We start from the raw sequence: 15,146 nt of genomic DNA on the forward strand, positions 1-15,146 counted from the left end.
TTAGATTGTTTCGAACTTGATATCTGCATCTTGCATTTGTAATGCGGTATTGGTCTTTAATTGATCGTTATTCTTGAAAAGTTTATCCAGGGCAATAACCTTATTGGGATTTTCTTGAAGAACACTCTCAATAACATCTTCATTCACCTCTTCAAGAAGCAAAACGAGGATATTTTCATCATGATTTTCTTGGTCGGATATAGAATAGATATGATTATGATGCTTGATATGACTATTTAAATCCTTGCCATTTTTAAGCATTAATTCATAAACGATATTTTCTGTTGAAGCATCTTCCGCAATGGGATCAACGTGAAGATCTAATTGTTCATCAAGTTTTTCACTGGATATATCGGTTCGCCATTCTCTAAAGTTGCTATCAGAAACTTTTAAGACTTTGAATCCAATATCAAGCTGATCAATATTTTCTTTATCCTTATTGTCTTCCTTGATCTTTTTGCCAGCTCTTCGAATACGTTCCTTGGCAATATCAGCAATGGTCTTATATCCAGCTTTAAAGGCCTCTGACTTTTCATCACATAGTTCTGGTAATTGAATAGAGATACATTTGCGATGACCGTTATCCTCAGCATTCAATTGCATCACCGCATGTGCTGTTGTTCCTGATCCTGCAAAAAAGTCAAGAATGATAGAATCTGTATCAAAAGCATTTATTCTAATCAAATGCTCTATTAACTCAACAGGTTTAGGATTATTAAATATACTTTTACTGCTCAAAACTTTTGCTAATAAACTCTTACCTTTACTATTTGCAATCTCATTTAATATCATAGAACGAGGAACCTTTTTTCTTATTTCTCCATTTTCATTTTTTTCATATAATTTATATTCAACTATCCACTTGTGATCTTTATTTTTTTTAATGAGAATTTTATTCTTTTTATAAGCGTCTAAAAATAAATCCTGTTCCCACCTCCATTCTCCGAAGATTGTGGAGTTATCTGGGCATTTAATTAAATATTGTAATCCAGGTCTAGGATCATCAGGTCTCATTCTGTTAAAAGATTTTGTTTTATAAAAACCTAATTTATCAAAATATTCATCTTGTAATTTGAATTCTTTTTTTTCTTTACTAGTTAAAGATATTCTAAAATTATTTATTTTTGAAATATTTTTAACACAACACAAAATATACTCATGATCCAAAGCAAAAAATTTCGCATCATTCCCTCCTCCACTATGTCTTTTCCATATTATTTGCTGCAGAAAATTTTCCTCTCCAAATATTTCATTCATCAACAGGCGTAAATTATGAACCTCATTATCATCGATAGAAATGAAAATAACGCCATCTTCTCTCAGTAAGTTCTTGGCGAGATATAATCGTGGCATCATCATATTAAGCCAATTACTATGATATTGTCCGTTTTCTTTCCTGTTTTTCTTAAAAACAGAATTTTGTATTAAATATCCATCCTCGTCTTTATCACCCACATTTTTTTGATAGTCCTCAAGGTTTTCTTTGAAACGGTCCGGGTAAATAAAAGAGTCATTACCCGTGTTATACGGAGGATCAATATAAATCATCTTAACTTTGCCAAAATAGCTTTTTTGAAGTATTTTTAAGGCTTCTAGGTTATCGCCCTCAATGAATAAATTCTCTGTCTTATCAAAATCAACGGATTCATTTTTGTCTGGGGAGAGTGTTTTAGATGTCGGTTCTTGCAATACTTTATAAGCATTACTCTTACCCGCCCAATTCAAAACATAACGTTCATTTGCAATATTAATATCTTCTCCCAAAGATAATTTTAGCTTTTCCCAATCAACCCTACCTTCCGTAAAAACCTCTGGCAGCAATTGTTTTAGTTGTTCTAATTTTTCTTGTTGCGGAGACAAAGAATTCTTCATTTAAATAATTAACCCTTTAATAAAAAATCCCCTTATAAATGGAGAATTTTTAAACGAACTTGATTTTATACTAATTTTTTTACTACAATATATATCCGGTTTGAATTCTACATACAAAAGTAGCTTAATCTAGCATCTAAAACACAAATTAAACATGTTTTAGTATTATAATTATACAGATTTAAAATCAGCATAATTTTATAAGATAATTTGAATCAATTCAAAGTGTTTATACTCGTTTTTTGTCTAGTTTTTGGTGATTTTATGCGCTTGAAAGTAAACCAGCTATTTTCTTAATCTTATCAATTTTTTAAGAAAAAATACAATCAACAAAAATAAACCATAGTTTTCCATTAATTTATTTAATAAAATCAATAACTATCCATTATAATGATGAAAATTAAACTATGATTGTAAACCCGAAACGTGGACTTCTTTTTCTTATACAGACAAGTTTTAAACCTTTACTCATTTTATTTATTTGGGACATGCTAGTCGTCATTGGATATAAAATTTTTAATCTACACTGGTTTGATCAATCCGCATTACCAACCGCCCTGATTGGATCTGTGCTCGTCCTTTTTATGAATTTCAGAAACAATACGGCATATAATCGATGGTGGGAGGCACGTATACATTGGGGATCAGTCACAAATAACTGTCGATCATTTGCCAGGCAATGCATGAGTATTCTCGATAGCAAACCCGAGCTTATATATGCCATGGCCGGATATGCATACAGTCTATCCTATCATTTAAGAGGTAAAAATTCCCTGACCAGCTATAATGTTAAAAAAATATTGCCCCATTCCATTCAAACCTATATTAAAAATCAACGCAACCAGCCTAATGGCATTCTCGTTCAGATCGGCTATATGGTAACCCAGGAAAGCCGCCAAAAAAATATTGACGGTGCCCTTCACTCTCAAATCGACAGAATTTTATCTGACTTGGCCAATGCACAAGGTGCCTTGGAAAGAATTAAAAATACACCCTTATCAATCCAGTTTTCCACCCTGCCCCGTTTACTAAGTGAAGTTATCTGCATCATTCTTCCTTTTTCAATGGTGGATACACTTGGGTGGATCACACCATTAGGATCCGCACTTGTGGGTTTCTTATTTTTGGCTCTGGACCGAATTGGAAATGATTTGCAAGATCCCTTTGATGAAAGTCCGCATTCCTTGCCCATGTTAACAATGTCACGCAGCATCGAGATCGATCTGCTTGAACAAATCAATCAATCTTCTCAACGCCCTATTCCTTCCATTAACGGAATTCAATGGTAAATTAAAATAAAATACCTATATATACACATTATATAAAATTTTTTTCTAAAATATCAAATGACAATTTATCCTGAATATGGTATAGTATATTAAATGAGTGTATTGAAAAATTCTTCCAAAGGTGGCGTAACCGACGAAATGGCTCAAGCAGCCGTCGCAGAAACCGCCGCACAACAATCCAATAGTAAAACCTCTTTTCCTTTTCAAGAAGGCGATGCCATTGTCTATGCTGCACATGGTGTAGGCCGAATTGATCGTATTGGCGTGGAAGAGATTGCAGGCACGAAACTGGAAATGATCCAGATCTCTTTTCCAGATAATCAGATGACCCTGCGTATTCCTTTAGATAAAGCAAAAAAAGCTGGATTACGCAAAATTGCTTCCCGTGAAATTGTCGGAAAAGCCATGTCAATTATTAAAAGCAAGCCGCAAACCAGCAAAGGTATGTGGGCAAGACGGGCTTTGGTTTACCAGGAAAAAATCAATTCTGGTGATCTGATGCAGATTGCTGAAGTTTTAAGGGATCTACGCAGAAATGCTGACAGTCTTGATGGCAGTTTTAGCGAAAGAAAACTATTTGAAGCGGCTCAAGACCGTTTTGTAACCGAGGTGGCCGTTTTGGAATCAAAAAAACCAGAAGACGTTCTCAACGAATTAACAAACGTGATGAAAACAGCTTAGAATTTATCAATTGATCATTACAATTACAACGAAAGGAGAGTTGCTCTCCTTTTTTTCATGTCTTTATTTATAATAAATGAATATATAATGACATTTTGTTATCCTTTACAAATGATATTAAACGAGTATGATAAAAGGCTTGTTAACTATTTATAAAGATTATTAGAACCTGAATAATTTTTAGATTGTCAAAAGCGTATACAAAATGTTTTTTCAAAAAAAATCGATTTCTGCCTCTCATAATACATCCAATCAAAATTTGATTGCTCAATTAACAAAAATATCTGGAAGCAGAAACGTTATAACTGACCCATCCAAAATGGGATTATATTGTAATGGTTTTCGATATGGATCTGGGAAAGCAATAGCAATTGTAACGCCAGAGCATATTCTGGATCAGTGGAATGTTGTCAAGGCCTGTATAGAATCAAATGTAATAATTATCATGCAGGCCGCCAATACTGGACTGACTGGTGGATCTACCCCCGATGGCAATGATTATGATCGTGACATTGTCATTATTAACACCATGAAAATGAAAAAAATTTATGTGATTAATAATGGTGAACAGGTAATATGTCTTCCCGGGGCGACTTTAAATGAACTTGAACAAAAATTAAGGCCCTATCATCGTGATCCTCATTCTGTAATCGGATCATCATGCATCGGTGCTTCAGTTCTTGGAGGAATAAGCAATAATTCTGGTGGGGCATTGGTACAGCGAGGCCCCGCCTATACCGAGATGGCCCTTTATGCCCAATGTAATAAAGAGGGTAAATTAGAACTTGTTAATCATCTTGGCGTTGAGTTGGGAAACACACCTGAGGAAATTCTGGGACGACTTGATCACGGTAATTTCGATCATGAATTGATAAAACAATCTGATAAATGCTGTTCAGACCATCATTATAGGGATCATGTCTGCGAAGTTGATGCCCCTACACCCGCCCGTTATAATGCCGATCCCAATCATTTATATGAAGCCTCTGGATGTGCCGGTAAACTCTCAATTTTTGCTGTACGCCTTGATACATTTCCACAGGAAAAGGAAACAAGAGTTTTTTATATCGGTACAAACGATCCAAATGATCTTACCAATATTCGATATAATATGCTCAGCAAGAAAATAGTTCCCATATCCGGTGAGTATATCCATCAAGATGCTTACAATATTGCCGCTATTTACGGAAAAGATACATTCATTTTTATAAATTGTCTGGGTACTGCACATATTCCACAATTATTTTCCCTGAAAAACAAATTTGATTTTATTACAAATAAAATCCCGTTTTTCCCAAAACATTTCAGTGACAAGGCAATACAGTTTTTTAGCAAATTATTTCCCCAGCATTTGCCGGAACGAATGAACGAATATGCAAAAAAATATGAACATCATTTGCTATTGAAAGTGGGCAAAGAAGAAATTGAACCTGTTCGTTCCCATTTAAAATCTTATTTTAAGGAAAAAACATCGGGAAGCTTTTTTGAATGCAATGCCGAAGAAGGTCGCAAAGCATTCCTGCATCGCTTTGCCGTGGCAGGCGCTGCTGTTCGTTACAGGAATGTCCATACGGATACGGTTGAAAATATTCTGGCCATTGATGTTGCCCTACGCCGTAATGATAAAGAATGGGTGGAACATTTGCCTGAAGAAATAGAAGAACCAATTCTCCATAAATTATATTACGGTCATTTCTTTTGTCACGTTTTTCATCAGGATTATATTATTCAAAAAGGATATGATGTATTTGCACTTGAAGAAAAAATGTTGAGAATTCTTGATCAAAGAGGAGCGGAATATCCCGCTGAACATAATGTCGGTCATCTTTACCCAGCCAAAGATCCTTTGAAGAATTTTTACAAAGACCTTGATCCTTGCAATGCTTTCAATCCTGGCATTGGAAAAACTAGCAAATTAAAAAACTGGAAAGAATAACAGCTTTAAGAAAAAAAGACGATTGAATAATAATACTGTTTCAAAACATATTCAAGCCGTCTTTTTTTAATATTAAATAAGCGAATTCCTGATTAGTTGTATAAATTCATTATATCAAATTAAAATTTATATTTTCTGATTTACCTTAATAATCAAACTCATAAAGCAATCCCACGTTACTACCTGGATCATTATCTGGGGTAACAAATCTTGAATTGTCTTTTCCCGTACCAACCGCTGCAGTAGCTTTCAAGTGTTTGGTGATATCAATCTGCATCTCGGCCTGTGTACCTGCATTGCCTGTAGATTGTTTGGCACCAATATAAACACCTTTTGCCACATACTTCCCTGCCGCAACACTTGCTCCATTATTGGAGCCTCCATTTTCATTGCTACGACTCCCTCCTCCTAAAGAAAGTCGATCCAATCCAAGGCTTTTTCTCACGGTACCCAAGGGATCAATCCCTGCACTTTGTCCACCCAACGTTGCCAATGCCAATCCTATTTCTGCCATTTGGGTTGCCGAAAGACTTTGTGAATCAACACCAAATAATAGAATGGCTAGAACCCTGTCTTGTGACAATGGAGGGGAAGAGGTTAACGTGATTTTGGGTGAACTTGCAAAACCTGTAATCAATAATCTGGCCGTGTTTCCTTCAACCGTTTTTTTTACCTCAAAATCCAGAGAGGGATCAATCTTGCGATCTACATTACTTCCCTGAAACCCGATCACACCCCTTGTGAAATCCAATGATATTCCTGAAAGATCAATATGACCGTTTTGCATCTTCATTCCTCCCGCAACTGAAGGCGCATCAGCTGTTCCCGTGATATGCAATGCGCCTGCCATATCTGTAAACAGTCCGAAACCTTGAACCAAGATTTGACCGGCAGATTTAATGGTTAAATCCAAACCGATAATGGGTCCTGGAAGATTTGGCCTGCTTTCTGTTTCAATCTTGTCACCTGGACGAATTACTTTTAATGGAACAACAGAACTTGAAATAGAATGCGGTATATTAATCTCGGCATGTTTGATCCGAATTATTCCCTTCATATCAATTTTTGATTTTGCCATTCCACTAACATCGATATCGCCATCAAGAATGGCTGTTAACAAATCACTAACCAATGGACGGGCATTTTTCATATTCATATGCAAGCTTACCGGAATACCCGGTTGAAAAACTCCAATTTGTCCATTGGCATATATATCCCCATGTCCCGCCTTGGCAGTAAGTGATTCAAGGGTTATATGATCTTTTTTCCCAACAAGCTTTGCCTGTATATCCTGAATACTTGTCCCTTGTGCGTAATCTCTAAAACTTCCTTTGAAAAGCTGTACAGTTCCATTAACAATTGGTTCCATAAAACTACCCGCAATTTGCATGGCAAGATTGATATTGCCCTTGACTTGCTGACCATAGGCACCCGCAATCGCATTTCCCAATCCCAAATCAATTTTTCCTTCAAGATTCAAATCCATCTTACCATTTGAATTTAAAGGTATTAAACCATTCATACTCAAATCAAATTTCTTTCCCATCTGTAAATGCGTATGCGTTTGGGCATTTTTACCCATCAAATTTGTCCGAGAAATCAATTGTGCAACAGGTAGAGAGGCGGCTTCTCCTGTAAGCATTTTAATATTCGTTGCATTAATTTGAATTGAACCTGTGGGTTTTTCCAACGTCCCTTTTAACCTGGCCTGGGCATCTAAGGTTCCATTAGCCTGTAACTGAGGTAAAAAAGGTTTTAAAATGGCAGGAGTCACATTTTGAATACTAGCATTCAAATTTAATGCTGGCATAATTACTCCAGTCAAATCGATAATGGCCAAGGGCGCATTTGGAGGAGCCAAAGTTAAACGAAAATGATCTATGGCTATTTTCTCCCCAAAATCCACCTTGGCTGGAGCAGTCAGGTGTATATTTTCACCTTTTGCCAATGCATTTAGTTTTTGTAAAAAAACATTTTTTTTCTTCAAATCCAACACTAGTGCTGTATCAAATGCACCTTTACTTTGCATTAACGAAGGAAAATCAGCATTTGCCATTACTTTCAAGTTATCGATAAAACCATTAGCACTTAACCGGATATTACCTTTTGCCTGTGGAAGCTGAAAATCCGAAATTTGCGCCTTTAAATTGATTAAGGGTTTGTCTAATGGATGATCAAGATAACCCGTTAAAAGCAAATTATTGAACCTGTAATTAGGCATATTCACTTTGCTGCTTGCATTAACGAATAATTTTTGGTTTGTATGCGGTGAGGAATGGATTTGTAAGGCAAGATTGCCTTCAATATTCTTTCGAACCAATTTTTTAAAATCGGCCAGTCGAGTTATTTTTATATCAAGGTTACCATTAGGAATTATATTTTTACCGGAAATACTAAAATCAGCGAGACCATTCAAGGATCGCCAATTCAATTTTCTTAAATTAAAATAATAATTATCAGTATTTTTCTTTTGACTTGCCGACAGTTCCATTTCTATCGGTGAACGGTCAAGATTTCCATTCAAGGATACCAAAAGCGTTGGTAGCGCAAATAAATGATTCAGCTCAGCCTTCATTTTTAAATCGCTTGGCGCTATTGCATAATCTCTTTTTGATGATGTTTGAAATTTAGTGGCCATTTCAAATTTCAAACCCAGATCTTCCAGAGATCCATCAGCTTTTAAAACCGCCTTTCCCTGACCCGTCAATAACGGGGAAAGTGCCATAAGATTATTTATATTAAGATTAACAACCGCCCTGACCTGTTGATCCAATAAATGTCCATTACCTTGAATTGATAAATTTTGACCTGATATTGTCAAATTATCCAAATAGATATCAGGTTTTTCTTTATGGAAAATACGTGCATGAATGCCAAGATGTCCCTTGGATCCAACCATATTTACTATTTCAGGTAATCCTTGATTGACCTGTATGGGACCATCCAAATCAAATAAAATTGGATTATCTGCATGCTCTGGCATTTTAAAAGCAAGATTGAATACTGATTGACCTCCCAACCTAACACCTGTAAATTTGGCTATATCACTTAAATGTGGTAGAGCCAGATCAATTGATCCTTTTAAGACAGGGTGAAAAAAGATATGTCCCACAGCCTTCACAAGATCATGTTGAACTCGAAAATCAATTGATTGTTCAGGTTCATTTATTCCATATACAGCATCAGCTATAATTGGAACTTTGGCAAACATCATTGGATGTTTTCCGGGAACACGCAATCCCTCTGCAACTAAATGTATATGGGCTCTATCGATTTGCCTTGAATTTATGGCTTGCAAATCATCATTTTGCTCTCCCGAAAAAGAAACAATAAGATTATTCAAAAACGTTTTACCAGCCGCTAGATTGACCAGTTTGAATTTTCCCTGACCGATTGGTTTTGTCAATAATCCAGTCAATCTGGCATCTAGATCCCATCCATCCCAATGAATTTGTGGATTCAAGGTCACTGCTGGAGAATGACCGAATAAATCAACATTCATTTTTGAATGATTAAGGTCAATATGTCCATTTTCCCTTAAATACGTCCGATTTGATTTCAGTTCCATTTTTGTATTCAATGAATCAAACGGTCCATCAAGCGACAAATTAAATGATAAGGGAGTTAATTGATCGGACTTTAATAAACGTTCAAGAATTCCATCTGGATTGGATTTTGCCAAAAAAGTTAACTGTCCTTTTGAAACCTGATGATTTTTAACTGTTAACTTCAAGGAAAGATTTGTTGATTTATTAAGTTCTTCACCATCAAGCTCCAAATTTGTGTCAGGCAATGCATTCAGTTTAAATTCATCTAGAAAGAATAATAGATTAGAAGTCGATAGTTTTCCGTTAACCTTTAAATCTAACGTTTTTGAAAAAATTGTCTGAGCAAGATGCAATTTATTAATTTGTAAATGGTTAATCGAGGCAAATAACCATAAAAATGACAAATCGGATGATGTGGAATATGATGCGTCTGGTGATTGTACGGATTTTGGTAAATCCTCAATATCTATTTCTTCAGCCAAAAGACTTTGAATAAATAATTTTTTATACAGTAATTCAAAAAAAGACCAATCAAGTTTGACTTTTTTTAATATTAACCACGGTTTATCCGTTGATGGCAATTTTTTCAACGTGATTTCTTCAACAATCAGATGATTAGGAAAATTCCCGTGAATTCCCTTAACATTTATGGAATGATCGGTCCAAACATCAATTTTATCTGAAAGAAATTCTTTTCCACTCTGCGTATCAAGATAAATGAATAATGCAAAAACCATAGCTACAAGCAATATGAATATGCTTGCCAGAAACCATAATATACACTTGATTATAGAATATTTGACTTTTCTAACCTTTATATTCCTTGGCACTTTGTCAATGGATTGCTTCTTTTCAGGTTCCTTACTAGATTGAGACATTAAAAAGTTTCCCCCAAACCTATATAAACTTCGAACCGATCTCCTCGATATGGTCGCTTAACGGGTACTGCGATATCTAAACGTATGGGCCCCATGGGCGTATAATATCGAAATCCACCACCAACACCTACCTGAACCTTCCCCTCAAAAGGCATACTGTCACTGCTGACCTGACCGGCATCAATAAAAGCTTGGGCACCAAATTGTCCAAGTATTCTTTGCCGGAATTCAGCCGTTCCCGTATCCATTGCCTTTCCCCCTTTTGCATATTTACTCCCCTTAAATTGAGGACCGACACCCTGGAAACGAAATCCTCTTACAGTTGAAGTACCTCCTGCGTATAAACGTTGGTCAGGGGGAAGATTCATTCGTGAGGCCCCTTGAATACTGCCAATGTTTCCACGAAATGCAAAAATTGAACGACCAGGTTTCGTTAATCCCAGATGCGTTAAATCAAAATAGGTAGAGGCTGTTCCTTGCATGATTGCAAAAAATATAGTCTTGTCTCCAAAAGATTCCGTCGGCGTTATAGAGACAGACGCTTTCATTCCGTGATCTGGAGACATCATTGGATTGGCCAATTCCGTTCCATCATATGCCGCACCCAGTGGAAGGTTGATCATGGTATAATTGTTTCTTTCACCTCGCTGAATAATATGTTCTTGTATTCCACCCAAATAAGCTGACATGCTCCAGCGTTTACCAAATTTTCTTGTCATTCCAACCTTTGCAAGAAACGCTGTTTGATTATACGAGTACAGCTTCTGTTTTACAGCTTCAACACGTGCATTAAAATCCTGGTTACGATGTCCAAAATCAGGCTTGGTAAAATCCGCATACACATCATATCCCAGTCCCCGTTGGGCTGTTCCTGCTATACCCGTCGCTATGGCTGCCAATTTTAACTGTTCGGCATTACCAAATATGTTATGATGCGTCCATTTTGCACCTAACCTTCCCCCAAGATCCGTTGAATATCCCGCTTCAACACTTACGGTTCTTCGTTTAGCCTCTTTAAAGGTTATGGTTAATGGTATTCGACCCGATTGATCAACATGATCTGCAACGTGCATATCAATACTCGAAAAAACACCAGTTGAAGAAAGATCCATGCGTGCGTTTTCAATAGTTGAGGGTTGATATAACTGTCCAGCATGCAATAACAACCGGCGACGAATATATTTCGCGTTGACCTTTTTCAAACCCTTGAAATCGATATCACCTATGTCCACTACAGGACCCATATTCATACCAAAAACAACATTCAAGGTTTTATTGTCTGGATGCAGATAGGCAACGGGCTCTCCCATTTTAGCCAAGGCATGTCCCTCTTCCTGCAACCCCTTGATCAGTTTGTCCCGAGCGGCAACGATATCAGCGGAAACGGCAGGATCACCAATTTTCAATCCGAATTCCCTTTGCTGCTTAGCTGATAACTGGATGATTTCATTTTTTTGTAAGTTCTTGAACTCTAACTGACCTATGCGATATTGGGATCCCTTTTGGATATGAACAATAATGATAACATCCTGCTGGACAGGCACTTTATCAATAAAATTTGGTAAATCCGTACTTGCACCATCAATTATTCCATTGGCAATGATATCTTTTTCATGTTTGAATATATCATCGGATTGTTCTCTTTTATTCAATTTTACATTTTTTTGATTATGTAACGCAGCCGCAGTTCCAACCTTGATACTGATTTTCGCATCATAATATCCGAAACTGTCCATAGCATTTTTAAAACGGGCATAATCACTTTTAATTCGACCAGCCAACGCAAACGCATTTACAGCATTTGTTTTTTGTAAAGTAACCAAATTGGATGTGTTTGACAAAACTTTATCAATTGTCTCATTTCCTGTTGAATATATTTTCACTCTATAATATTGAGGATCTGCAGCCACTCCCTGCTTAAAACAGCTCAAAATAAATAACACCATGAATATGAAATAATCACGAATGCCTAATTTTCTATTATCACCTTTATATTGTATGGATTTTTCGTTTTCAAACCAAAACCACAAAGATGACAAAACGCATATTCCCTATAGTATACTGAATAAAAATTGGATTTTATAAAAAGTATTTTCTTTTATAAAAATTAAAGGAACTCTTCAAAAGAAAAATATATTAAAATAAAAAAACGCCAAAAATTTGGTAAATTATTTTAAATTTTTCTTTATGAATAAATCTTGTCGTTACACATATTTTCAGATAACAATTATAAAGCCCGTGATTATTACTTATATATTACAATACTGAGAAAACTGTATTTTATTTTTTGTTAAAATTATGAATTTTGTTATTTATGTTATCCAAAATTAAGAATATTATTTTTCAGTCAAATAATAAAAAAATTAAAAATAGGTCACGTATAGGTTTCAATTCATTATTTGACAATAATGAAAATGCAGTTAATGCCTATAATCCTAAATTTTTGAAAAAAATTAGGGCAATACTCAAAATCTTCACCATTTTGGGATGGACTGGAATGGCTATTCCAGTACAATCAATCTTTGTCAAACTCCCTGGAAAATTAAAAACCAATTTTGCAAGGTATTATTGGTATATTGTGGGAAAATTACTGGGGCTACGCCTTCATACCTTCGGCAAGATTATTGCCCTGGACTCGAAAAAAGGACAGGATCGTCCAATCTTATACATTGCCAATCATTGTTCATGGCTGGATATCGTCACTATAGGCGGATTATTGCCTGGATGTTTTGTTGCAAAAAAGGAGGTCGGAACCTGGCCTCTTATCAGTATTTTATGTAAACTTGGCCGCGTCTCCTTTGTCAGCAGACAACGACACTCAACAGCTAAAGAACAAATTGAACTACAATCAAGATTAAGAAACAATGATAGCCTAATCTTATTTCCAGAAGGCACCTCTTCTGATGGATCGCATTTATACCCTTTTATGTCCTCTTTTTTTGCATTGGCAAAACCCCATGGTAAGAAAACCATAACTTATAAAACACCCATTATTCAACCAATTTCAATTACATATGATCGTTTGGACATGTTACCTGTCAACAGGTTCACCCGACCCATTTACTGCTGGTATGGTGATATGGAATTGGCACCACATTTATGGAATCTCAGTCAATATTCCGATATGCATGCATCCGTTATTTTTCATGATCCTTTATATCCAGAAAATTTCAAGACCCGTAAACATCTTGCGCAGGAAACCTGGGATATTATTGCCAAGGGTACTGTTGCATTAAGATCAAATCATTCTAAAGATGAAATAAAGAAAATAATTTAATATTTTCTATCCGATAAAATATGAATTACGATTTATCATACCTGTATTAAATTATATAAATGTTAATGAACTAATTCAATTTTTTCTTGCAACATTTCTGGATATACAAAATATTAATTCATATTTAAATAATAAAAACCTTTTACTTATCTTCAATTTGAATATTAATTTTCATATATTAATGGATAAATAGCTTGTATCTATTCCTGTCTTTTTATAAAAAGTGTATTTTATTGTAATTCAAAAATATCCTAATACCAAGGCCAAATCCTGATATGGTTCAACGAGACTTTACTTTGACAAATGCAAATTTAGATAATGAAACATCACGGCGATATCTGCATATAATCACATGGGGATGTCAAATGAATGTTTATGACAGCAACCGAATGGTCGATTTGCTGCGTCCATTAGGATACAAAGTAACGGATAAAGCTGAACAGGCGGATGTTCTCATTCTTAACACTTGCCATATACGCGATAAAGCCACTGAAAAGGTTTTTTCAGAACTAGGACGTTTGAAACAGATAAAGGAATATCGCAATCAGCTGGGGAACCCCACCCTTATAGCAGTGGCTGGATGTGTAGCGCAGGCTGAGGGAAAAATCATTCTTCAGAGGGCTCCCTATGTTGATATCGTGTTAGGTCCTCAAACTTATCACCGTCTTCCAAAAATGATTTTGGAAGTGGCCCGGCAATCGGGGAATATAATCGAAACCGATTTTCCTGTTGAAAGTAAATTTGATTTTTTGCCCACACCTCAGGAAAATACAGGTTACAGTGCTTTCTTAACAATTCAAGAGGGATGTGACAAATTTTGTTCATTCTGTGTTGTTCCCTATACACGTGGTTCCGAAGTCAGTCGTCCAGTTCAGGCAATTTTTGATGAAGCTACTCATCTTTGCAGTATTGGCGTAAAGGAAATCACTTTACTGGGTCAAAACGTCAATGCCTATCATGGAGAGGGTCCTGACGGAAACATTTGGAATCTGGCTCGTCTCGCAGAAAAACTTTCAACATTACCAGAATTAAGCCGTATTCGTTACACGACTTCCCATCCAAGGGATATGGATGACAGCCTTATCAACGCACATCGTGATTTACCTGCGTTAATGCCATTTCTGCATTTGCCGGTTCAGTCCGGATCAGACCGTATTCTCAGGGCCATGAACCGTGGGCATACAGCTGATGAATACCGTAAGATTATTGATAAATTACGCAAGGCACGTCCTGATATTGCTTTATCTTCAGACTTTATTGTCGGTCATCCTGGTGAAAACCCGAAAGATTTTGAAGATACCATGCAGCTTGTCCGTGACGTTCAGTTTTCACAAACTTTTTCCTTTAAATATTCTCCCCGACCCGGAACGGCTGCCGCTATTTCCATGCATCAGGTTAGGGAAGAAGAAAAAGATGCTCGTCTTCAGGCCTTACAGGCTTTGTTAAAAGAACAGCAAGATCAATTTAACCAGAATACGGTCGGACGTACCATTCCCATCCTTTTTGTTGGTAAAGGTCGAAAACAAGGTCAGATAACGGGAAAATCCCCCTATTTGCAAGCGGTTCACATTCAGGGTGACACATCGCTAATCGGTCGGGAATGTCAAGTTAGAATTGATAAATCTTTGACAAATTCGCTTTCAGGAACATTAGTTTAAAAAGGAA

Annotated in this window: 8 protein-coding genes; 5 read left to right on the forward strand and 3 right to left on the reverse strand. The window is 36.2% G+C overall.

All coding sequences use genetic code 11. The annotated features are described in order from the left end of the window. Complete coding sequence (locus H3T57_RS04660) at positions 1-1,872, reverse strand: site-specific DNA-methyltransferase (protein ID WP_198193344.1); 1,872 nt, start codon at positions 1,870-1,872, stop codon at positions 1-3. Positions 1,873-2,279: 407 nt separating this feature from the next. Between H3T57_RS04660 and H3T57_RS04665 the strand changes: the two genes are divergently transcribed. The 3 genes from H3T57_RS04665 (at position 2,280) to dld (ending at position 5,778) form a co-directional block, all read left to right on the forward strand. Further along, positions 2,280-3,161, forward strand: coding sequence for a bestrophin family protein (locus H3T57_RS04665; protein ID WP_155565226.1), 882 nt, complete (start codon positions 2,280-2,282; stop codon positions 3,159-3,161). Between the two features lie 93 nt (positions 3,162-3,254). Next, the gene (locus H3T57_RS04670; RefSeq protein ID WP_122123352.1) at positions 3,255-3,842 is read left to right on the forward strand and encodes a CarD family transcriptional regulator; all 588 of its coding nucleotides are present in this window, start codon (positions 3,255-3,257) and stop codon (positions 3,840-3,842) included. Positions 3,843-4,047: 205 nt separating this feature from the next. Beyond that, entirely contained in the window at positions 4,048-5,778 is a 1,731-nt protein-coding gene (gene dld, locus H3T57_RS04675) for a D-lactate dehydrogenase (protein WP_198193345.1), read from the forward strand. Between the two features lie 145 nt (positions 5,779-5,923). On the opposite strand, the gene H3T57_RS04680 is transcribed toward dld, so the two are convergent. After that, positions 5,924-10,204: a translocation/assembly module TamB domain-containing protein gene (locus H3T57_RS04680; protein ID WP_198193346.1), complete on the reverse strand. Its 4,281-nt coding sequence runs from the start codon at positions 10,202-10,204 to the stop codon at positions 5,924-5,926. Further along, positions 10,204-12,135: an autotransporter assembly complex family protein gene (locus H3T57_RS04685; protein WP_232349727.1), complete on the reverse strand. Its 1,932-nt coding sequence runs from the start codon at positions 12,133-12,135 to the stop codon at positions 10,204-10,206. Before H3T57_RS04685 ends, H3T57_RS04680 begins: the two co-directional genes overlap by 1 nt. A gap of 566 nt (positions 12,136-12,701) precedes the next feature. Here H3T57_RS04685 and H3T57_RS04690 point away from each other — a divergent pair. Both H3T57_RS04690 and miaB read left to right on the forward strand, forming a co-directional pair. Next, entirely contained in the window at positions 12,702-13,481 is a 780-nt protein-coding gene (locus H3T57_RS04690; RefSeq protein ID WP_198193347.1) for a 1-acyl-sn-glycerol-3-phosphate acyltransferase, read from the forward strand. Positions 13,482-13,756: 275 nt separating this feature from the next. Continuing rightward, complete coding sequence (gene miaB, locus H3T57_RS04695; RefSeq protein WP_198193348.1) at positions 13,757-15,139, forward strand: tRNA (N6-isopentenyl adenosine(37)-C2)-methylthiotransferase MiaB; 1,383 nt, start codon at positions 13,757-13,759, stop codon at positions 15,137-15,139. The last annotated feature ends 7 nt before the right edge of the window (positions 15,140-15,146 follow it).

The organism is Commensalibacter sp. W6292M3 (genome assembly GCF_016101315.1).
Classification (GTDB): domain Bacteria; phylum Pseudomonadota; class Alphaproteobacteria; order Acetobacterales; family Acetobacteraceae; genus Commensalibacter; species Commensalibacter melissae.